This is a genomic window from Novacetimonas sp. GS1 (assembly GCF_036686925.1).
In the GTDB taxonomy this organism is placed as follows: domain Bacteria; phylum Pseudomonadota; class Alphaproteobacteria; order Acetobacterales; family Acetobacteraceae; genus Novacetimonas; species Novacetimonas hansenii.
Window position 1 is genome coordinate 1,452,603 of the sequence record NZ_VSZP01000001.1, and the last position, 19,692, is coordinate 1,472,294.

General features: G+C 63.5%; 18 protein-coding genes. 7 read left to right on the forward strand and 11 right to left on the reverse strand.

The features are described from left to right. Window positions 1-17: 17 nt before the first annotated feature. A complete protein-coding gene (locus tag FYB92_RS06650; RefSeq protein ID WP_247067270.1) occupies window positions 18-1,016 on the reverse strand; it encodes a glycosyltransferase family 4 protein in 999 nt (332 codons plus the stop codon). A 367-nt stretch (window positions 1,017-1,383) separates the two neighbouring features. Between FYB92_RS06650 and rpsF the strand changes: the two genes are divergently transcribed. Genes rpsF through rplI form a run of 3 tightly spaced genes read left to right on the forward strand, consistent with a single transcriptional unit; the run spans window position 1,384 to window position 2,782 of the window. Continuing rightward, a complete protein-coding gene (rpsF, locus tag FYB92_RS06655; protein ID WP_003620990.1) occupies window positions 1,384-1,887 on the forward strand; it encodes a 30S ribosomal protein S6 in 504 nt (167 codons plus the stop codon). 6 nt (window positions 1,888-1,893) lie between these two features. Next, window positions 1,894-2,169 carry a 30S ribosomal protein S18 gene (gene rpsR, locus FYB92_RS06660; RefSeq protein ID WP_003620989.1) on the forward strand — a complete coding sequence of 92 codons (276 nt, stop codon included), beginning with the start codon at window positions 1,894-1,896 and terminating at the stop codon, window positions 2,167-2,169. Window positions 2,170-2,182: 13 nt separating this feature from the next. Then, window positions 2,183-2,782 (forward strand): 50S ribosomal protein L9, encoded by a 600-nt coding sequence (rplI, locus tag FYB92_RS06665; RefSeq protein WP_003620987.1) that lies wholly within the window; start codon window positions 2,183-2,185, stop codon window positions 2,780-2,782. A gap of 425 nt (window positions 2,783-3,207) precedes the next feature. Here rplI and rsmA read toward each other — a convergent pair whose 3' ends face one another. The 10 genes from rsmA to FYB92_RS06715 form a co-directional block, all read right to left on the reverse strand. After that, window positions 3,208-4,065 (reverse strand): 16S rRNA (adenine(1518)-N(6)/adenine(1519)-N(6))-dimethyltransferase RsmA, encoded by an 858-nt coding sequence (gene rsmA / locus FYB92_RS06670; RefSeq protein ID WP_003620985.1) that lies wholly within the window; start codon window positions 4,063-4,065, stop codon window positions 3,208-3,210. A gap of 11 nt (window positions 4,066-4,076) precedes the next feature. Then, window positions 4,077-5,462: a peptidylprolyl isomerase gene (locus FYB92_RS06675; RefSeq protein WP_247067272.1), complete on the reverse strand. Its 1,386-nt coding sequence runs from the start codon at window positions 5,460-5,462 to the stop codon at window positions 4,077-4,079. Between the two features lie 23 nt (window positions 5,463-5,485). Beyond that, window positions 5,486-7,984 (reverse strand): LPS-assembly protein LptD, encoded by a 2,499-nt coding sequence (locus FYB92_RS06680; RefSeq protein ID WP_408887806.1) that lies wholly within the window; start codon window positions 7,982-7,984, stop codon window positions 5,486-5,488. Beyond that, on the reverse strand, window positions 7,984-9,099 hold the full coding sequence (gene lptG, locus FYB92_RS06685) for an LPS export ABC transporter permease LptG (protein ID WP_003620979.1): 1,116 nt from the start codon (window positions 9,097-9,099) through the stop codon (window positions 7,984-7,986). The genes FYB92_RS06680 and lptG overlap by 1 nt, the downstream gene beginning before the upstream one ends. Further along, complete coding sequence (gene lptF / locus FYB92_RS06690) at window positions 9,096-10,256, reverse strand: LPS export ABC transporter permease LptF (protein ID WP_062809123.1); 1,161 nt, start codon at window positions 10,254-10,256, stop codon at window positions 9,096-9,098. The genes lptG and lptF overlap by 4 nt, the downstream gene beginning before the upstream one ends. 89 nt (window positions 10,257-10,345) lie before the next feature. Then, window positions 10,346-11,800: an FAD-binding oxidoreductase gene (locus FYB92_RS06695; protein ID WP_332828380.1), complete on the reverse strand. Its 1,455-nt coding sequence runs from the start codon at window positions 11,798-11,800 to the stop codon at window positions 10,346-10,348. Then, complete coding sequence (locus FYB92_RS06700) at window positions 11,797-12,459, reverse strand: hypothetical protein (protein WP_064305438.1); 663 nt, start codon at window positions 12,457-12,459, stop codon at window positions 11,797-11,799. Before FYB92_RS06700 ends, FYB92_RS06695 begins: the two co-directional genes overlap by 4 nt. Before the next feature lie 42 nt (window positions 12,460-12,501). Then, the gene (locus FYB92_RS06705) at window positions 12,502-13,473 is read right to left on the reverse strand and encodes an L-threonylcarbamoyladenylate synthase (protein WP_040512473.1); all 972 of its coding nucleotides are present in this window, start codon (window positions 13,471-13,473) and stop codon (window positions 12,502-12,504) included. Then, entirely contained in the window at window positions 13,470-14,255 is a 786-nt protein-coding gene (cysQ, locus tag FYB92_RS06710) for a 3'(2'),5'-bisphosphate nucleotidase CysQ (protein ID WP_281649469.1), read from the reverse strand. The genes FYB92_RS06705 and cysQ overlap by 4 nt, the downstream gene beginning before the upstream one ends. 40 nt (window positions 14,256-14,295) lie before the next feature. Next, window positions 14,296-14,421, reverse strand: a complete 126-nt coding sequence (locus FYB92_RS06715; protein ID WP_003620969.1) for a hypothetical protein — start codon at window positions 14,419-14,421, stop codon at window positions 14,296-14,298. A gap of 41 nt (window positions 14,422-14,462) precedes the next feature. Between FYB92_RS06715 and FYB92_RS06720 the strand changes: the two genes are divergently transcribed. The 4 genes from FYB92_RS06720 to FYB92_RS06735 all read left to right on the forward strand — a co-directional run bounded on the left by FYB92_RS06720 (window position 14,463) and on the right by FYB92_RS06735 (window position 19,668). Next, window positions 14,463-15,932 carry a leucyl aminopeptidase gene (locus FYB92_RS06720; RefSeq protein WP_075625031.1) on the forward strand — a complete coding sequence of 490 codons (1,470 nt, stop codon included), beginning with the start codon at window positions 14,463-14,465 and terminating at the stop codon, window positions 15,930-15,932. Between the two features lie 402 nt (window positions 15,933-16,334). After that, on the forward strand, window positions 16,335-16,778 hold the full coding sequence (locus FYB92_RS06725) for a DNA polymerase III subunit chi (RefSeq protein ID WP_003620965.1): 444 nt from the start codon (window positions 16,335-16,337) through the stop codon (window positions 16,776-16,778). Between the two features lie 102 nt (window positions 16,779-16,880). Further along, entirely contained in the window at window positions 16,881-17,732 is an 852-nt protein-coding gene (locus FYB92_RS06730; protein ID WP_332828381.1) for an aldo/keto reductase, read from the forward strand. 136 nt (window positions 17,733-17,868) lie between these two features. Then, window positions 17,869-19,668, forward strand: coding sequence for a proton-conducting transporter membrane subunit (locus tag FYB92_RS06735; protein ID WP_332828382.1), 1,800 nt, complete (start codon window positions 17,869-17,871; stop codon window positions 19,666-19,668). Window positions 19,669-19,692 lie beyond the last annotated feature (24 nt).

Genomic DNA, 19,692 nt, shown 5'->3' on the forward strand with positions numbered 1-19,692 from the left:
GGGGATCATGCCCGGCCTCAGGCATAGGCTCCGGCCCGGAGGCGGTTATAAAACGCCTCGATCAGCCGTGCCTGATGTTCTGGGTTGAAACGTTGCATGTCCCAGTGTCCTGGCCCCTGCTGTGTATGCATATGGCGCAGGGCCTGCGTCATGGCGGCGACATCGCCGGGTGGGACAAGTGATGGGGAGGAGGGGTCAAGGATATCCAGCACCCCGCCTGCCGCGGTTGCGATGACAGGCAGGTCTGCCGACATCGCCTCCAGCAGGGCAAGCCCGAAAGCTTCGTGCAGGGAGGGCATGACGAAACCGTCGAGCATGTAAAGGTCGGACGGGAAATCGGTGCGGAAGCCGGGGAAGATGACATGCCCGCCCCCCATGGCTTCCAGCCGTGCGCGCTCTGGCCCGTCGCCAAACAGGATCAGACGCGCATCGGGCAGTGCCGCCTGCTGAAACGCGCGAAGCAGGATGTCAAACCCCTTCTTCGGGATCATCCTGCCGCCCGCGCCGATCAGGAACGTTGAGTCCCCTATGCCAAATTGCGCGCGCATGCGCTGGCGCTCCGCCGGGGTCGGGCGGGGGCGTGCATGTGTCCAGTTGCCGATGACGGTCCGCGCGCCGCGGAAACTGGGTGGGATTTCGGCTTCCTGCCATCGTGCGATGCAGATCAGCGCGTCACAGCGGTTATAGGCGCGTTTGCGAAAGCGGCTGTGCAGGGTGGCGACAAGTGGGACACGGCGTGGGCGCGGCAGCAGCCCAAGGCGGAAGGTGCTCTTGCCAAGGTGGGTATGCACGACATCGGGCCGAAAACTGCCCAGCGTCTTGAGGTAGGAGACACAATACCCGCCATATCCCGCGCGGATCATGCGCACCGGGGCTGCGATATGGGGGGCGATGTCGCTGCCGGTCAGGGGATCGTCGGTCCGGCGGGCGACATGTATGCAGACATCGTGATGACGGGCCTGCATCGCCGCCAGTTCGGTCACGTAACGTTCGGTGCCAGAGAATTCATGGGTCATTATGCAATGCAGTATTCGCAAGATGACTTCCTTTTGGGGTGGTGGGCTGCACGAAGGATGCGCGGAGCATCATGGCGGGGTATTCTGCATGGATAGTTGAAAACACGAACCTGCAGAGGCGAAGAATTCTCAAAAACTGTTTCAAAGTAGTGCATACGCACGCGCGGCATTTGCGGTGTCGTTGCGGGAATATCGGGGGAACCGCGCTTTTTTCCTTGTCTGTGGGTGATGATCGTGCTTCAAGGCGCACCTTCCCTGCCGGGTGCGTGGCATCGTCCCCGGCTATACCCGCGTCATGCGTCAGCATGATGGCGTGACGGACCGTGTCCGTTGCGAAAGGGGTTGAACAGATCCGAAGGGAGTTCCCATGCCATTGTATGAAACCGTGCTGATTGCACGTAATGACGTGTCGCAGCAGCAGGTTGAAACCATCGCCGATGGTATCGCAACCGTGCTGGAAGCTGAATCCGGTTCGATCAAGAAGCGTGAATACTGGGGCCTGCGTACCCTGGCATACCGCATCAAGAAGAACCGCAAGGGGCACTACATGCTCCTCGGCCTCGATGCGACGCCTGCCGCCATCAAGGAAATCGAGCGTCAGCTCAGCCTGAACGAAGACGTCCTGCGCGTGCTGATGCTGCGTGTTGACGAAATCGACGAGGCCCCGTCCGTGATCCTGTCGCGTAAGGGTGACGAGCGTGAGCGCGGGTTCCGTGGTCCGAAGCCTGCCGGTCGTTTCGAAAGCGGTCGCGGTGGTAACGGTGCCCCCCGCCGCAGCTATGACGATCGCGAAGAGTTCCGCGCACGCAACGAGCGTGAAGAACAGCAGCGCAACAATGCCGGCGTCCCCGCCAGCAGCGAAGCGGAGTAAGAGCTGATGTCCGATACAACCGAGATCAATCCCGCCGCCCGTCGCGTGGCCGTGGGTGCGCGTCGTCCGTTTTACCGTCGTCGCAAGTCCTGCCCGTTCTCCGGCCCCAACGCGCCGCAGATCGATTACAAGGACGTGCGCCTGCTGAGCCGCTTCCTGTCCGAGCGTGGCAAGATCGTCCCCAGCCGCATCACGGCAGTGTCCGCCAAGAAGCAGCGCGAACTGGCCCAGGCCATCAAGCGCGCCCGTTTCCTGGCCCTGCTGCCCTATATCGTAAGCTGAGGGAGGCAGAACCATGTCCGCAGTAGAACTCATCCTGCTCCAGCGCGTTGAAAAGCTGGGCCAGATGGGCGAGATCGTCACGGTGAAGCCGGGTTATGCCCGTAACTTCCTCCTGCCGCAGGGCAAGGCGATCCGCGCCAACGCACATAACCGCGAGCGTTTCGAGCGTGAGCGCGTGCAGCTTGAGGCGCAGAACCTCAAGCGTCGTGAGGAGGCCGAGCGCCTGTCCGAGCGTATGCACGGCCTGTCCGTCATCCTGATCCGTCAGGCAGGCGACAGCGGAAGCCTGTATGGCTCCGTCACCACCCGTGACATCGCCGAAGCGACGACGAAGGCTGGCCTGACGATTTCGCGCTCGCAGGTTATCCTGCCGGAGCCGATCAAGCAGCTTGGTGTGTATGAAGTCCGCGTCGCCCTGCATCCCGAAGTGTCGATGCAGGTCAGCGTGAACGTTGCCCGTTCGGAAGAAGAAGCCGAACGTCAGGCACGTGGTGAGGACATCGGCGCCGAACGCGATGATGATGCCTCCGGCTTTGTCGAGGAAGCGGTCGAAGCCGAAACCGCCCCCGAAGAAGCCGTTGCAGCCGCGACGGAAGAACATCCCGCCGCCTGATCTGGCGCGCAGGCCGGTCCATCCTTGTGATGGACCGGATGTTCAGAGGCATGAAGGCCCGGTGGGAATGTCCCACCGGGCCTTCTGTCTTTTCTGGGACTTCTCAGGGGGCTTGGCCTGCCGCCCAAGGATGCCAAAGGGCATGCATTACCCTTTGGAAATCATGGTGTCGGGCTTCTTCCTGAAGCGTCCATCATTCAAATTTTTTGGTGAGGATGTGTTTAAATCTTTGAAAAGTCAGCCTCGATAACATACTGAAATCATAAAGGTTTTTGGTGAAGCTTTTTCCAAAAAGCTTCGAAAGACGCTGCCTTTTTGAAAAAAGGCAGCACCCAAAAACTTTTCTTGTTTTTTATCAACGGCCTGTTTTCAAACAGTCTCTGAAAAGAGAGCGCCTCAAAATTTCATTTCTTAGCGGCGATCTGTCAGGAGGCCGGGGACAGGCGCTCCAGATGGGCATGGGCCAGTCGGTCGAAGTCGGCAATGTCCAGCGTTTCCGCACGCCGGTTGCCCGCAATGCCCGCAGCCTCCAGCAAGGCTTCCCCCCCGATACCCCGCAGCGCGCCACGCAGCATCTTGCGCCGTTGCCCAAAGGCTGCGGCCGTGACCTGTTCCATGGCGCGGAACAGCGCGGGCGCGGGCTGCTTGGTATGCGGGATCAGGTTCACCACGGCGGACTGCACCTTGGGCGGTGGGGAAAATGCCCCTGGCGGAATGGTCATGACAATGCCACACCGTGCAACCCATTGTGACAGCACCGCCAGCCGCCCGTAATGATCGGAATCCGGGGGGGCACAGATACGCTCTGCCACCTCAAGCTGGAACATCAGCGTCAGGCGTGCCCATTCCGTCGCCTGCCGCAGCCAGCCAACCAGCAGCGGTGTGCCAACGTTATAGGGCAGGTTGGCCACGATCTGGCGGGGGGCAGGGCACAGGGTGGCAAGGTCGCGGCGCATGGCGTCGTCTTCCACCACATGCAGGCGACCCGGATGTGATGCAGCCAGTTCGTTCATGATGACGATGGCGCGGGCATCGACCTCGACCACGCTCACACTCGTGGCTGGTGTATCAAGTAGCGCGCGCGTCAGGCCGCCAGGGCCCGGCCCGACCTCCACCACGTTCACATCATCCAGCCTGCCTGCCATGCTGGCGATGCGTGCGGTAATGCCGGGGTCCAGCAGGAAGTGCTGTCCCAACGACTTGCGTGCATCCAGACCGTGGCGTGCGATGACGTCGCGCAGGCTTTCATGCGGGGTGGACAGGCCGGAAACGGAAGATGGCATTGCGACGGCGATCAGGATTTGGACCGCATGTCGATGACCGCGCGACGATGCAGGTCACGGTCAAGCTGCCGGGAGGTCTGTTCCACACGTTCATTGAGCAACTGGTCGGCAATCTCGCTTGGTGTCTGCAGGGCGACGTTACGCTCCTCACGCTTGCAAACCATGATCAGTGCGATCCCGTCCATCGACACCAGCGGATGGCTTGCCTGTCCGGGTTGCAGATGCTCCAGCACTTCGCGCATCTGCGGGTTCAGGCGATCCACACGCAGTTCACCGGGGTCGGTCGGGTGTTTTTCACCGAATTTCTTGTTAAGGGTTTCCATCTCGTCACAGGATTTGACCTTCCCGGCAAGGTCACTGGCCTGCTGTAGGGTCTGCTTCTGCTGGTCGCTCGGGTCCTGCGGATTAAGTGGCTGGTCGAAAGGCAGGAACGCCTGATGGATGTTCAGGATGGTCGCCATTTCATGACCGACCGTACGGCGGTTGTTGACGGTCGCGATCACATATCCACCGGCGACGCGGATGGGGTTGGAAATCGCGCCATCGGGCATCTTGCGCGCGACTTCCACCACTTCTGGGTCAAGGCTGTCTTCTTGCGTCCAGCCCAGAAGGCCACCTTCAAGGGCGCTCTGGCTTTGTGAAAACTGGGCGGCCACGATCGGGAACGGCGCGCCCTCACGCAGTTCCTGAATGATGGTTTCGGTGAATTTCAGTTCGGTTTCGGGATGGTGGGGGTCTTCGACCGGGACGAAGATCTCGCTGATCATGTATTGCGGCTTGCCGTCCTCGCGCTTCAGCGCGTCGGTGCGCTGCTGGATTTCGGTCGCGGTGATGCGCCCGCGTGATCCCGTTTCCATGCGCAGTACCTGCGACCATCCCACCTGCACGCGGATCTGGTCTATCAGGGTCGTCAGCGAAATGCTGTCCTGTGCAAGGCGGTTGCGCAGGGAGTTTTCGGGCATGCCGTTACGCTGCTCGATCCCGGAAATGGCGGCGGCAATCTGGGCCACGGGCACATTGATGTGTCGTTCCAGCATCGCCTCCATGCGCAGGCGTTCGTCAATCAGCTGACGCACGATCTGCGGGCGCAGGCGGACCATGACGTCCTTGCTGACATCAAGTCCCGATGACAGCGCGAACAGCCGCCCGCGTGTATCCACGTCGCGTTTCGTCAGGACCGAACCGTTGACGATGGCAACGATCGAATCCTCGGTCTGTGGTCCTGTATCCGCCGCCTCGGCCGTGGCCTTGTGGCGGGCCGCATGGGCGTGGTCGCTGGCGGTAGCGGCCATCGCCGCCGACATCAGGCCCGCACCGGCAAGGCGTGCAAGCCTGCGTGTCTGCCGGGCCGGACGACGGGAAGGAGCACTGCCGGGGGTGGCGGAAAACCAACGCATTCAGATCAATCTTTCACGCATCATCAGCCATTCATGCCAAACGAACCGATGGTCTTGAACGTCAGGGAGAACATTACGGTCGAATTGCTCTGCTGACCACCAATTGTGGTGTATTGCTTGAGGTACATCACATCAATGCCGAAACAGTCATTCTGGTATCCCGCATCGCCACCGACGGACACGCTCTGCTGGCGTGCCAGGCTGCGGCGGATATACCCCGCAAGGTGCCAGTTGTCCCACGTTGTCGAAGCACCGAATGTCAGCTCGCTTATCGGCTTATAGTAGATCGACGGCGGCGTCGAGGTATAGGGATTATTTGCGTAATAATAATAAGGCGTCACCGGTTCATAGATATAGCCGCCATTAACGCGGAAATACTTGAACCCCGCACTTCCCAGCGCATCGGCGAAATCGACCCGGCCGGCATAGGGGTCAAGGCGCATTTTCCCATCAAAGTCAAAGAAGTGGTTGGGGACGACGCGTGCGCCCATCACCACATCGGACAGGTGATGGCTCAACCCGGAATAGGGGATGCGGTCATGTTCGACATGCTCCTGGAAGCTTTCACCCACCAGCACGTCAACCTGGTGGCCATCCCATGTCCAGTTCGAATGCAGCCCGACATTGGCGCGCAGCCCGCCATCCAGCCGGTCCGTCCCGGCATAACGGTTCAGCGCAAACAGCGTCTGGTCGGTGAATTCATAGGACAGGCTGTCTTCGTTGGGGATGAAGCGCGAGGAACTGTTGCCCGTGTTGGGGGCGGCAATGATCTGCGCAATCGGTTCAAGGATCTGCGACCCGCGGCCACGGTTGAAGCTGCGCAGGAAGGGCCAGTTGAGTTTCAGCGCCACGGTGGGCAGGACCTGGCCTGCGACCTGGCTGCGGGTGGTCTTGGCGTAATTTGGCTGCTCGTTAAGCTGTGTCGCGCGGTGGATGGCCGATTCGACATGCAGTGTCAGGTCCCATATCTGCCCCAGTGAATTGCGGAACGGCCTGTCCCAGTTCAGCGTAAGCTGCCCGCGCTGGTCCGATGTCCCGTTTTCACGATAGACATAGAAATCGGTCGTATCGAGGCTGAACCGCCCGCCAAGCGCATCGGGCTGCCCGAAATAGCTGTAGGTATAGCGCGGCAGCACCCATGGCAGGTCATGGTTGTGGATGATGCCCTGATTCAGCCCCTGATAGGCCTGCGCGTCGATGCGTGAATATGACCCCGTGCCGAACCCTTCGAGATAGATGTTCGAATTCAGCGTGTCCTGCCCGTATCCCGACACGCGGTAGTCACGCATGTAGTTGGCGGAGCTTGCGACATTGATATGCGCGCCAAGGCGCCATGTCTTGTTGAGGGAGAACCGGCCGGAGCCAAAGAAATACCCCTGGACGCCGTGGTTGTCCTTACTGTCAACCTCATTGCCGAAAGTATTGATATAATTGATGTCATGATGGGTATCGTATGCGATGCCCGCACGCAGGTTCATGCTGCCGAAATTGAATCGGTGGCGATATTGCGCGCTGAGCTGCGGTCCCGTCCGGGTGGAGAACAGCCCTTCGGCCACGAGGTCGGATTGCCCGTCAATCACCCAGTAATACGGGATGGTCACATACGTGCCAAGATAACGGTTATGCGGCGTGAAACCCGGGGTGAGGAAGCCGCTCTGGCGTCGCACGGACGGGTCGGTCATGGAAAAGGCAGGCAGGTAGAAGATCGGCACGCCAAAGAAATCGACGAAGGCGTCGCGGAATTCGATGCGCTTGTGCTGCAGGTCGTGCGATGCGTCATAGGCGCGGATCTGCCAGAAGGGCGCGCGTTCGGGGTGGCGGTCGCAGATCTCGCACGCGGTATAGACAACGCGTGTCAGGTCATTGACCTTGCCCCCCGTGCGGCGCACGCCATTCGCCGCCATGCGGGCGTTGTCGTCCATCTGTGCGTACATCTTGCTCATGATGCCGTCGCGCATGCCGTTGCTCAGCTCGGCATAGCTGGTGAACATCACCGTGCCGTCTGGTTCGACAAGGGCGACATTGCCCGAGGCGGAGGCCACGCCGGTATTGCGGTCGTACACCACCTTGTCCGCGCGCATGACCTGGTCATTCTGCCAGATCTGGACGTTTCCGCTCCAGATCGCGAGGCCGTTCTTGCTGTCATAGGCAACATGGTCGGCCTGGAATGTCACGGGGTCGCCGGTGGAGACGGTGCTTGACGATGCGGCGCCGTGTGGCTTTGCGGGGGCGGGGTTCGCCGCGTCAGGCTGTGATGCCGCCGCCTGTGAATGGACATGCCGCCCCCGCATGGATGCGGCCCCCTTGGACACCGTGGTCTGCACGGCGCGCGACGCATCGGGCGTCGTGTCCGGCGCACTGTCAGCGCATGCCGGCCCGATGCCGCCGAGCAGCATGCCCCCCAGGACCATGCCCCCCAATATCGTTGCCGAGAGCAACGACATGCGCGATGGCCGTCGTGGCGTGGCAGGGCGCATGCGCGCGGTATCGCGGTGGCGCGGGGGAGGGGCAGGACGGACCATTAACCGTCCTCTAGATGAAGAAGCAGAGAAACTGCAAGACAAAGCCCGGCCCCTGTGGGGGCCCACGCCGCAAGCACCGGGGGCAGGGCACCGGATTCCCCGAACTGTGCGGCGATCTTGGAAATGGCAAACAGCGCGAAACCCGCCCCCACGCCCAGGCTGATCATCCGCACCACGCCGCCACGCCGGGCCGGGCGCATGGAAAATCCTGCCGCCACCAGCGCCATTGTCCCGCACAGTACCGGCAGCGTCAGCAGGCTCTGGAAACGCAGGCGATGGCGGATGGAGGAAAAGCCCGAACGGTTAAGCAGCTTGATGAATCCCGGCAGCGCCCAGACCGACAACGTATTGGGCGACGCCAGGCTGTCCTGCACCCCCGCAAGTGTCAGGTCCGCGCGCAGGGTCATATGTCCCATGTCCACCGGGTTTTCATCAGGATGCAGCAGCCGCGCACCTTCGAGCACCCAGCGGCCGTTACCGAGATAGCCATGCCCCGCCTCGATCCGCGCCAGCATGTGGTCCTGCCCGTCAAGGCGGAAGATGCTGATGCCGGAAATGCGCATCACATTATCCCGCAGCCTGACGCGGCGGGCATGGATGATGGCGACACCATGATCCACCAGCCCACTGTCGGACTGGCGCATCCACAGGGCGCCCCCGCTCATGTTGATGGTCTTGACCGTGCTTTCACGCAGGTACTGCTGGTCCAGTATTTCCGCGCGGCGGTACATGGCGGAAGACAGGGGGCTGATGACCGTGGTGGACAGTGCCCCGATCAGCAGCGCGCAGCCGACCGGACCGGCAAGGAACTGCCACGCGGAAATGCCCGCCGCGCGCGCCACCACCAGTTCGGATGACCGCGCCAGCCGCCAGAAACAGATGATCCCGCCCAGCAACACGCCAAAGGGCAGGATTTCCAGCATGGCGAAGGGGATGTGCAGGACCGCGATCTCGCTGACAAGGGAGGCGGGCACGTTGGGCCTGCTGGAGACGCGGCGCAGAAGGTCGATGAAATCGAACAGCGTAATCAGTCCCGTCAGGAACGCGATTACCGCCAGCACGGCATAGGTGAACTGGCGCGCGATATACAGCGAAAGGGTCAGGGCGAAGGTCATCGCGGCGGGATCGTCCCTGTATCGGCGCGGCGGATGCGGAATTCAGGCCAGAACAGCATGGCCATGCACACCATCCCCGGCAGGACGGCGGATACCCACATCAATGGCATAAGCGCCAGGTTACGGCTGGCGAGGTTCTGCACCAGCAGCGTCAGCGCCTGCACCGCCACCACCGCAAGGGTTGCCGCCACGGGGCGCACGATATTGCCATGGCGCGAAAACCCGCCGCCCAGTGCGCTGAGCAGGCCAATCATGGCAAAGGAGAATGCACATAATGGCGAGGTCAGGCGGCGCCACGCCTCGATGATCATCTTTTTTTCATCGCGCGGCGAAAACTGCCGCAGGTTGGGATGCAGCAATGCCGTGATCGGCAGTTCGTTTGCATCGGGCTGCCGGGTCTGGGTGCCGTGTGGTGCCGACAGGTCGATGGTGTTACGCTCGAAACTCAGCATGTTCAGTCGCCCCGTCTTGCGGTCGATTTCCTGGCGCGAGCCATTGAACAGGACGACGCGGGGCTGGTCATTGGTGATGACGAAGCTGCCTTCCTCCGCCAGGATGGTGGCCTGGGCATCGGGCTGGCGGTCATCTTCCACCATGATGCCATGCAGCATCCCGCTGGGATCGCGTGCGCGGATATAGACGGTCATATTATCCGAAACCTGCGTGAACACCCCATCCTGTATCAGGAAGGCCGCCATCTTGTTGCGGATCTGGTATTCATACTGGCGAAAGCCATGGTACGCCGTCGGCACCACCCACAGATTGAGCGCATAACAGGCCAGCACGGACACCAGCGCGCATAACAGCGCCGGGCGCGCCATCATGAACGGTGACAGCCCCGCCGCCTGCATCACCGTCAGTTCCCGGTCCGATCCCAGCCGTTGATAGATGAACTGCACCACCACAAAGGTCGTGATCGGCAGGATGACCGCGACGAAAGACGGGATCAGCAGGCTTGTCAACTGCACGAACACCCGCAGCGACAGCCCCCGCCCGACCACCAGCGACACAAAATGCAACGACTGCGTCAACCAGATGAGCAGGGCAAGCGCCCCGGTCGTCGCGACAAGCGCCAGCAGCAGTTGCCGCAGGACATAGCGGTCCAGAATCGACAGGCGCGTGGAGAAGCATCGGGGGACGGGGCGGGCGACAGGCATGCTCCTGTCTAACCCTCATCGCGTTGCATAAAAAGATATGTTACCGCCCGGTCCTGAAACAGTCTGTATCCATCGGGCATCGCGCGGGGTCATCGCGGTGCGGCAGGGGGAAAGATTTTGCCGGGATTCATCAGGCCGTGCGGGTCCAGCGCCTCCTTGATGCGGCGCATGGTCGCCAGTTCCGCGCCACCACGCCATTCCGCCATCATATAGGGCTTGAGCTGTCCCACGCCATGTTCGGCGGAAAACGACCCGTCAAGGTCGCGCACGATGTCGGCCACTGCGTCCATGATGTCATGGCTGCGCGCCAGAAAGGCATCGGCGGGCATGTCCACGGGCTGCACCACGTTGAAATGGATGTTGCCATCGCCCAGATGGCCGAACGGGGCAGGACGGATACCAGGGATCAGGTCCATGCACGCCTGTGTCGCGCGCACGATCAGTTCGGGCACGCGCGCCACGGGCACGGACACGTCGTTCTTGACGCTGGCGCCTGCGCGTTTCTGCGCCTCGGCATGTTCTTCGCGCAGTTTCCACAGGTTGGCGCGCTGTGTCTCGCTCTCGGCCATGACGGCGTCGGTCACGATGCCCTTTTCCATCGCATCCGCCAGCACACCTTCCATGAACGCACGCAGGTCCGTGCCGGGACGCGGGGTGGCAAGTTCGACAAGGACATAGGCCGGCGCGGGCTGTTCCAACGGCAGGCTGGCGCCCGCGATCAGTTCGTTCACCAGCGCCATGCCCGTGCCCGACATATATTCGAATGCCTGGATCAGCGCGGGGTCGAGCGCGCGGAACGCACTGAACAGCGCAAGCGCACCCTGTGCGTCCTCTACTGCGCACAGGGCGACTTCCACCTCCTTTGGCGCGGGCTGGAGCTGGATGATCGCGCGTGTGATGAAGCCGAGCGTCCCTTCGGAGCCGACGAAAAGCTGTCGCAGGGCGTATCCCGTATTATCCTTGCGCAGGCGGCGCAGGCCGTGGAATACCTCCCCATCGGGCAGGACCGCCTCCAGCCCCAGCAGCAGTTCGCGCGCATTGCCATAACGCACGGTATTGTTGCCGCCTGCATTCGTCGCAAGGATGCCGCCCATCTGCGCCGATCCTTCGGACGAGATCGACAGCGGCAGCATCATCCCCGCCTCCCGCGCGGCGTCCTGCGCGACCTTCAGGGGGACGCCTGCCTCGACCTCCATGGTCATTTCATGGGGGTCGATGCCACGGATGCGGTTCATGCGCGACATGCAGATGACGATTTCACGCCCGCTGTCATCGGGGGTCGCGCCACCGACCATGCTGGTATTGCCGCCCTGTGGCACCATCGGCACGCCGTGCGCTGCACACAGGCGCACCACCGCAGACAGTTCATGCGTATCCGCCGGGCGCAGCACCGCGCAGGCGCGACCATGATACAGGTTGCGCCAGTCGGTGCAGAACGGGTCCATGTCGCGTGCCGCCGTCAGCACCCCCGTCGGCCCCAGAATCCGGCCAAGCTCTTCCAGCAGTCGCGCGGGGTCCGTGGGGGTGGGGGATACGGCGGTCATGATGGCAGGCCTCCTGAAAGCTGGTGCTGTTGGCTCAATGGCTGTGCGGTGGGGTGGGGCGCGCCCCCGTGCCGCGATGGGGTGGTATAGGGCGCGGCGATGTAAGGGGCGCTGGCCTGCGCGGGGGAACTGTCAAGTGCGTGGAACAGTTCCGTCATCGCGATCCCCGCCAGTGTCCCGATCGTCAGCGCCAGCATCAGGGTGGTGCGTCGCGGCGTGGCGCGTGTGTTCGTCGTGGCAAGGCGGGCCTGTATCTGTGCCAGCGTGGTCTGTGTTTCCGCGCGGGCCTGCTGCGTCAGGAGCAGTTCGCTGCGCAATTTCTCGTTCAGCTTGCGTGCGTTGCGCAGTTCGTCGTCCAGCGTGCGGATGCTGTCGGCCATTTCGGAAATACGGGCGTGTGAATCCTGGATTTCGCGCGCCGCCGCGGCACTTGTCCGACCGCTGCGCGCGGCGCGTGGCTTGGCCGCCGGGCGGGGGGGAGGGTTGGGGGCGATGGCCGCAAACAGGTTCTTCAGCGCACCGCCGGTCATCTGGTTCTTGCGCGCCCGTGTACGTATGGCCGCCAGCGCGTTTTCGGACTGGCCCGGATTGTCCTCCAGCACCAGTGCCAGAATATCCGACAGGATCTTCAGTTCCTTGGGGTCTAGGCTATCGCTCATGTCAGGTGTCGCCAGGGTCGGGTCATGCGGAACAACAACGGGTTATCGTGGGCGTGGGCAGGCGGCACGGGACAGGCGGTCGCCAATGGCGGCGCCAAGGCCATGCGTTGGCACAGGCTGGACCGCGATTGCGCGCAACCCGCGCCTGCGTCCTTCCATATCAAGAAACCGCAGCCCGGCGAAGAGGCGGGCTGCCGCTTCCTCCAGCTTTTCGCCCTGACTCAGGTTCCATGTCAGCGGACTGCCGGGCAATTCCGCGCCAAACGCCAGCAGGGCTTCGTCCGGGGCGACGGTCTGTGCATCAAGGCGGACCGGCAGTGTGGGGGCGTAATGTGACGACAGCCGCCCCGGCGCGACAGGGCGGGCATCGCTGGTGTCATGGGGTGTGGTGATGTCGGGACACACCTCACGCAGGGCCTCGATCGTGATGCCGCCAGGACGCAGCAGGACCGGATGCGTGCCCGTCAGGTCCACGATCGTGCTTTCGACCCCCACGGCACATGGCCCGGAATCGAGTATGGCGTCGATCTTCCCCTCCAGCCCGTCAAGGACATGTTCCGCGCGCGACGGGCTGACGCCGCCTGACGGGTTGGCCGACGGGGCCGCGACCGGCACCCCCGCCGCCGCAAGCAGCGCGCGCGCCGTATCGCTGTCGGGCACCCTGACCGCGACAGAGGGCAGGCCCGCCCCGGCAAGGTCGCTGATGGCGCACCCGGCCGCGCGGGGCAGCACCATCGTCAGCGGCCCCGGCCAGAAGCGGTGCGCAAGCCGGTGTGCCCGCCCGTCGGCCATGGCATGGACAAAGGCAGCCGCGGCATCGGGGAAATGACTGATGAGCGGATTGAACGTTGGGCGTTCCTTGGCGGCAAAGATACGCGCAACCGCCACCGCATTGGTGGCGTCGGCCCCAAGGCCATAGACCGTTTCCGTCCCGAACGCGACCAGCCCGCCCGTGCGCAGGATGTCTGCCGCGCGTGTAATGCCCGCCCTGTCCGCCACCAGCCGCTGTGTCATTGCGCGCCGCGACAGATGAAGGGCGGGTTGCGCCACCGTGCCTTGCCATAGGCAAGCGGCGTGCCGTCGAATTCCGTGATGCTGCCGCCTGCGGCCTCCAGCACGGCCTGCGGGGCGGCGGTATCCCATTCCATCGTCGGGCCGAGGCGGGGATAAAGGTCGGCACTCCCTTCGGCCACGCGGATGAACTTTGCCGCCGACCCGATGTTGCGGATGCTGGCCACGGGCTGTTGCGCCAGCAATGCCTTCAGGCGCGGATCATCGGCGTAATGACGCGAGGCAAGGACGTCGAGCCCCGCCACAGGCGGTGTGCGGGTATGGATCGCATGCTGCCCGTTTGCGTCGCGTCGCCATGCGCCATGGCCGACCCGCCCGGCATAGACCTGATGATATGCCGGCAGTGCCACAGCACCCAGCACCGCCCGGTGATCGCGCACCAGCCCGATATTGACGGTAAAATCCTCCCGCCCTGCCGCGAACTCCCGTGTCCCATCCAGCGGGTCCACAAGCCAGTAGGTCCGGTCGGTTTCCACCTTGATCCCCGCCGCGGCCTCTTCCTCGGCAATGACGGGGATGGATGGGGCGGCGGCGCGCAATCCCGCGAGGATATGCGCCTCCGCCGCGTGGTCGGCCTCGGTCACGGGGGAGTCATCGGTCTTGGTGTGCGTCACAAACCCGCGTGCGCGGATATCACGGATAAGGGCTGCCGCCTCCGTCGCAAGGCGGACCGCAAGATCGAGCAGGGCCTGGTCGTCGGGGGCGTGCAAGGATGGTATGTTCATGCTGATGGCATTAGCTTACTCATGCCGCGCCGTCATGCGTTTATGCGATGCGATATGTAATCACCCGCCCCGGCGGGGCATGTCCGCCATGCGCGCCATGGTGACGCGGGGGTGGTGCTTTTCCCGACGTATCAGGGGCCTGCGCGCACCCCGCGCGTGATTTCATGTCACGCGTTTCCTTGTTTTCTCAAGCGGAGCGACTGCTTCATGCTCGATACCGGTTTTTCTGATTCCCGCCTCCCGCACGAGGGCGTGCTGGCGATTCTGGCGCCTTCGGACGGTGCGCCTTCCGCGCTGTATACACAGGTGGATGCGGCCACGGGCGGTGCGCTGTCGCGCGCGGCCAGAGCTGCGGATTTTTCCTTTGCGGCCAAGGCGTCGTGCGTCGTCCTTGCCCCCGGTGCGGGGCTGGAACGTGTTGTGCTTGTCGGCCTTGGCCCGCGTGAGGGAATTGACGCGCGCGTGGCGGAACAGGCGGGCGGAAGCGTCGTCTCCGCGCTGGGCAAGGTGACGGCGCGTGCCGCGGTCGTGCTTGACACCCTGCCGGGCGACCTTGCCGCGCATGTCGCGCTTGGGGCTGTGCTTGGGGCCTACCGCTTTGATTCCTATCGCACCATCTGGCGCGAGGGCGAGGCATGGAAGCTGGAGGGGCTGGAGTTCCTCAGCATCGACGCCCCTGGCGCCACGGCGGCATGGGTGGGGCTGTCGGCGGTTGCACGTGGCGTGCTGCTGTGTCGTGACCTGGTCAATGAACCGGCGAACATGCTGCGTCCCGACACGTTCGAGGCCCGTATCACGAAGCTGCGTGACCTCGGGGTGGAGGTCGAGGTGCTTGACCGCGAGGCCATGCACGCACTGGGCTTTGGCGCGCTGCTTGGCGTCGGGCAGGGCAGTTCCGTGCCGCCACGCACCGTCATCATGCGCTGGAATGGCGGGACGGAAGGCGAGGCCCCGGTGGCGTTCATCGGCAAGGGCGTTACCTTCGATTCGGGTGGGATTTCCATCAAGCCCGCCGCCGGCATGGAGGAAATGAAGACCGACATGGGTGGGGCTGCCGCCGTGGTTGGCACGATTGCGGCACTGGCCGGGCGCAAGGCGCGCGTCAATGCCGTGGGTGTCGTGGGGCTGGTGGAAAACATGCTGTCGGGCGATGCGCAGCGGCCGGGCGACGTGGTGCGCACCGCATCGGGCCAGACGATCGAGGTACTCAATACCGATGCCGAAGGCCGTCTGGTACTGGCCGATGTGCTGTGGTATGCGCAGGACCGTTTCAAGCCGCGCTTCATGGTTGATCTTGCCACCCTGACGGGGGCGATCGTCGTCAGCCTTGGTACCGAACGCGCGGGCCTGTTCTCCAACGACGATGCGCTGGCGCAGCAGTTGGCCACGACCGGCGAAGGCGTGGGCGACAGGCTGTGGCGCATGCCGATGTGCGCGTCCTATCTTGAACTGCTGCGTTCGGATATCGCGGATCTCAAGAACATCGGCGGTCGCGCCGGTGGGTCGATCACGGCGGCGAAATTCCTTGAATGTTTCGTCAACAAGGTGCCGTGGGCACATCTGGACATCGCGGGCACCGCGTTCGCAAACAAGGCATCGGCCTGCGTGCCCAAGGGGGCGACGGGCTTTGGCGTACGGCTGCTTGATGCGCTTGTGCGCGAACATTACGAAGGCTGAATGGCTGTTTGCACAGACGGGACCGGTAACATGCTGGGATCATAAAATTTTTAATGAAGGATGTTGAACAGTCTTCGGGTGGCGTTGCCTTTGTCATGTCTTGAAGGATAAGGCAGCGTCACCAAATTTTGTGATTTTTATCAATCGTCTGTGTTTAAAAATGATGGGGGGAGGGATCGCACCTCCCCCTCGATGCGTACCGACGTAACAGGGGGCCACCTGCGGGGGCGTGTTTCACAAAGCCCGCAAGGCCCCGAAAGTTTGCAAAGTCTGGACATCCCGGGACGAAATGTTGCCCCGGCTTGAACAGGGCGACGTCCCGCGCGTATCACCGGCATGGTAGCAGACAGACCTTGGGGCATGGCTGCTACCCGTTATGGGCAGGATTGCGGAAGGAACTTCATGGCGGAGGTCGGTTTTTATCACCTGACGCGTTCCACGCTGGAGCAGGCGCTGCCTGCCCTGCTCGGGCGGACGCTGGATGCCGGTCGCCGCGCGGTTGTGCGTTGTGGCGATGATGCGCGGGTCAAATGGCTTGATGACGCCCTATGGCGTGCCACCGACCCGTTATGGCTACCGCATGGCACCCGTGCGCTGGGACATGAAAGCTGGCAGCCAATCTGGCTGACGGCGGGGGAGGACGTGCCCAATGGCGCGACCTTCGCATTCCTGATTGATGGTGTGTCCTGCACGCAGCCGGGTCTTTTTGAACGGGTGTTCGACCTGTTCGACGGCCATGATGAAAATGCCGTTGCGGCGGCGCGGCAGCGGTGGAAGGTCTGCCGGGAGGCAGGGCATACCCTGACATACTGGCAACAGCAGGCAAAGGGATGGACGCGTCGGTAAACCGGTGTCGGGTCGGGATGGTTCCCCCCGCGGGGCCATGACGGTCATGGCCCGCAGGCGGCACAGGGCATATCACGGGCAATGAATGAAAGGCCGCGCAGCATGAAGAACGTTACATTCCCCAATGGCATGACTGTCCCCGCGCTGGGTATGGGGACATGGAACCTTGGGGATGACAACGCGCGTCGCGATGCGGAAATACGCAGTATCCGCATGGGGCTTGATGGTGGCCTGCGGGTTGTTGACACGGCGGAGATGTATGGTTCCGGCCGGTCCGAACGCCTTGTGGGTGCGGCGATCGCCGGGCGGCGCGATGATGTATACCTTGTTGACAAGGTCCTTCCCTCCAACGCTTCACGCGCGGGGGTGCGCAAGGCGTGTGCGGCCTCGCTGAAGCTGCTGGGCACGGATCATCTGGACCTCTACCTCCTGCACTGGCGGGGGTCGATCCCGCTGGAGGAAACGGTGGCGGGGTTTGAGGATCTGAAGCGTGCGGGGATGATCCGGGCATGGGGCGTGTCCAATTTCGATGTCGATGACATGCGTGAACTTGCCCGCATCCACACACCTGACCCGTGCTGCGCCAATCAGGTGCTCTACAGCCTTGATTACCGTGGGGTGGAATATGACCTGCTGGGCGATGACCGGGCGGCGGGGATCGTGACGATGGCCTATTCCCCGCTGGGACAGGGGGGCGAACTGCTGGATGCGGCGGTATTGCATCGGGTGGCGGCACGGCATGAAACCTCGCTTGGCCCGGCGACGCCTGCGCAGGTCGCACTTGCATGGGTGCTGCGCCAGCCCGGCGTGCTGGCGATTCCAAAGGCGGGGTCGCCCGTCCATCAGCGTGAAAACATGGCGGCGGCCGAACTGGAGTTGACGAAAGCCGATCTGGCGGAGATTGATGGTGCAATCCCGCCGCCGCGTCGCAAGGAATCCCTTGCCATGATCTGACCGCGCGATCATGCCCGTCGTGGTGGGGACGCCATAATGACCATGCCGGGCAGGAGCAGGCCGGATTATCACTCTCATCCTCCTTGTCGTTCTTGGCATCATGCTTGCCTGCGGGCTGGTATCGCGGGCATGGGCCATGACGCGTCCTGCCTGCGTGCCGGTGTTGCGTGCGGGGTGGGGCATCGTGATGGTGGCGACGCTGGTGGCCCTGCTGCCCGGACCGCTGGCGCGTATCGCGGCGGGGGGCGGTGCATCGCCTCTGGTTATGCTGTTCCATCCCGATCCGCTGGCGCTTTCGGCGTTGTTGCTGGTGGCGCTTGTGGGCCTGTATTCAGGGCTGGCGGGGGCGTTGGCATGTAGTGCCGCCGCATTTGCCGTGGCGGGCGGCCCGGTCGTGTCGGCAATGGCCGGGGCATGCGTCATTGTCGCATTGCGCGACGGGGCCGCGCGGCGTGGGCGGGGAACAGGCGGTGTACTGGGTATGGCGTTGCTGTCGATGCTGCTGTCCACCGGTGGCGGCATCGCTCCTGCCATCCCCCCTGTCATTGATCCGGTCGCATTTGCAACGGCAGGGCAGGCGGGACTGTCGCGCGGGCTTGTGCTGCCGGTTGCGGTGCTGATGGCGACATGGCCCCTGCTGCATTTGTCATGGCGGCCCGGTGGCGGGCGTCGGCACCTGTCCGCGTTGCGTATGGCCGATGTCGCGGGTTTTGTCGTGGGGTGTCACCTGTGGCTGCGTCTGCTGGCCTGCTATCCCGATATTCCTGTCCTGTCTGAACGCTGGGGATATGCGTTGCTGGTGCTTGCGGCGGGACTGTTCCTTGCGGCGTCGCTGCGTGCGCTGGTGGCGCGCGATATGCGCCGTGTGTTGTCTGGCCTGTTCGGGGGCACGGCGGCGCTGCCGGTTATGGTCACGGGGCTGGGGCTGGTGGCGCGGGCCAATGATCTGCCGGACATGCTTGGCGGCGTGGTGGCGTGCCTGATGCTGCTGATGGCGGCGGGCTGTATTGTGTGGGTCGCGCTGTTGCGTCTTGTCGATGCGATGGAGGCGGAGGCCGGGCGGCTCGTGCTGATGCATCTGGGGGGACTGGCGACGCTGATGCCCCGCCTGTCGGTTCTGCTGTCGGTCGGGTTGCTGGCGGTGGGGGGGCTGCCGCCGCTGATCGGGTTTTCGATTGCATGGATGTTGCTGCGGCTGTTCGGTGGGTTGCCGCACGGGGGCAGCCTTGCGCATGAAATCCCCATCGCCTGCGTCATGATCGTCATGGGGGTGGCATGGGGGGTGCGGCTGCTTGCGCTGGTACGGCTGGTGGGGGTTGCGTTGTGTGGGCGGCCGCGTACGCCCCGTGGTGCCGGGGCGTGTGATCCTGCATGGCCGATCCTTGGGCGGTGTGTGGTGGGGGTGGTGATGGCCTGCGTGGTCTCGGTGCTGCCGGGGGCGTGGCTTGTCGTGGCGCATGCAGGCATGGCGCAGGTGGCGCGGCAGGCGAACGGGCTGGTGGGCATGGATGCTGCTGCGTTGTTTGCCGTGCCATCGCCCGATGGCGTGTCGGTACTGGTTCCGGTCCATGGCCTTGTGCTGTTGCTGGTCGTGGGGGGGATGGTTGGCATTGTGTGGCGGATGCGTGGTGTGTCGGCCACGCGGCAGGTGGCGACATGGGAACAGGGGGCGCCGCCTGTCCCGCCATGGATGCCCTTTGGCGATCCATTGACGCAGGTGGGGGCAGGGGTGTTCGTGCGCCTGTTGCAGGACATGGCGGGATGGCCCGATGGCGCGGCCATATGGCTGCGGCGTGCATTGCGGGCGTGGCGTGCCTGTGGGCGGTATCTTGTGCTGCCATTGCGGCGTGTTCCCAACGCACCGGACCGACTTGTGTCGCTGGCGCTGCCGGTCGGGGTCGCGATTGCCATGATACTCCTGTGCTGGCTGTCATGAGGGGGCTGGTCATGGGGGACGGTG

Coding starts and splice junctions, on each gene's coding strand:
- rpsF (WP_003620990.1), top strand. CDS start 1,384: ATGCCATTGTATGAAACCGTGCTGATTGCACGTAATGACGTGTCGCAG.
- FYB92_RS06735 (WP_332828382.1), top strand. CDS start 17,869: ATGACGCGTCCTGCCTGCGTGCCGGTGTTGCGTGCGGGGTGGGGCATC.
- FYB92_RS06680 (WP_408887806.1), bottom strand. CDS start 7,984: ATGGTCCGTCCTGCCCCTCCCCCGCGCCACCGCGATACCGCGCGCATG.
- FYB92_RS06730 (WP_332828381.1), top strand. CDS start 16,881: ATGAAGAACGTTACATTCCCCAATGGCATGACTGTCCCCGCGCTGGGT.
- FYB92_RS06720 (WP_075625031.1), top strand. CDS start 14,463: ATGCTCGATACCGGTTTTTCTGATTCCCGCCTCCCGCACGAGGGCGTG.
- FYB92_RS06650 (WP_247067270.1), bottom strand. CDS start 1,016: ATGACCCATGAATTCTCTGGCACCGAACGTTACGTGACCGAACTGGCG.
- FYB92_RS06695 (WP_332828380.1), bottom strand. CDS start 11,800: ATGACCGCCGTATCCCCCACCCCCACGGACCCCGCGCGACTGCTGGAA.
- FYB92_RS06675 (WP_247067272.1), bottom strand. CDS start 5,462: ATGCGTTGGTTTTCCGCCACCCCCGGCAGTGCTCCTTCCCGTCGTCCG.
- rpsR (WP_003620989.1), top strand. CDS start 1,894: ATGTCCGATACAACCGAGATCAATCCCGCCGCCCGTCGCGTGGCCGTG.
- FYB92_RS06715 (WP_003620969.1), bottom strand. CDS start 14,421: ATGAAATCACGCGCGGGGTGCGCGCAGGCCCCTGATACGTCGGGAAAA.
- FYB92_RS06705 (WP_040512473.1), bottom strand. CDS start 13,473: ATGACACAGCGGCTGGTGGCGGACAGGGCGGGCATTACACGCGCGGCA.
- rplI (WP_003620987.1), top strand. CDS start 2,183: ATGTCCGCAGTAGAACTCATCCTGCTCCAGCGCGTTGAAAAGCTGGGC.
- FYB92_RS06725 (WP_003620965.1), top strand. CDS start 16,335: ATGGCGGAGGTCGGTTTTTATCACCTGACGCGTTCCACGCTGGAGCAG.
- lptF (WP_062809123.1), bottom strand. CDS start 10,256: ATGCCTGTCGCCCGCCCCGTCCCCCGATGCTTCTCCACGCGCCTGTCG.
- rsmA (WP_003620985.1), bottom strand. CDS start 4,065: ATGCCATCTTCCGTTTCCGGCCTGTCCACCCCGCATGAAAGCCTGCGC.
- lptG (WP_003620979.1), bottom strand. CDS start 9,099: ATGACCTTCGCCCTGACCCTTTCGCTGTATATCGCGCGCCAGTTCACC.
- FYB92_RS06700 (WP_064305438.1), bottom strand. CDS start 12,459: ATGAGCGATAGCCTAGACCCCAAGGAACTGAAGATCCTGTCGGATATT.
- cysQ (WP_281649469.1), bottom strand. CDS start 14,255: ATGAACATACCATCCTTGCACGCCCCCGACGACCAGGCCCTGCTCGAT.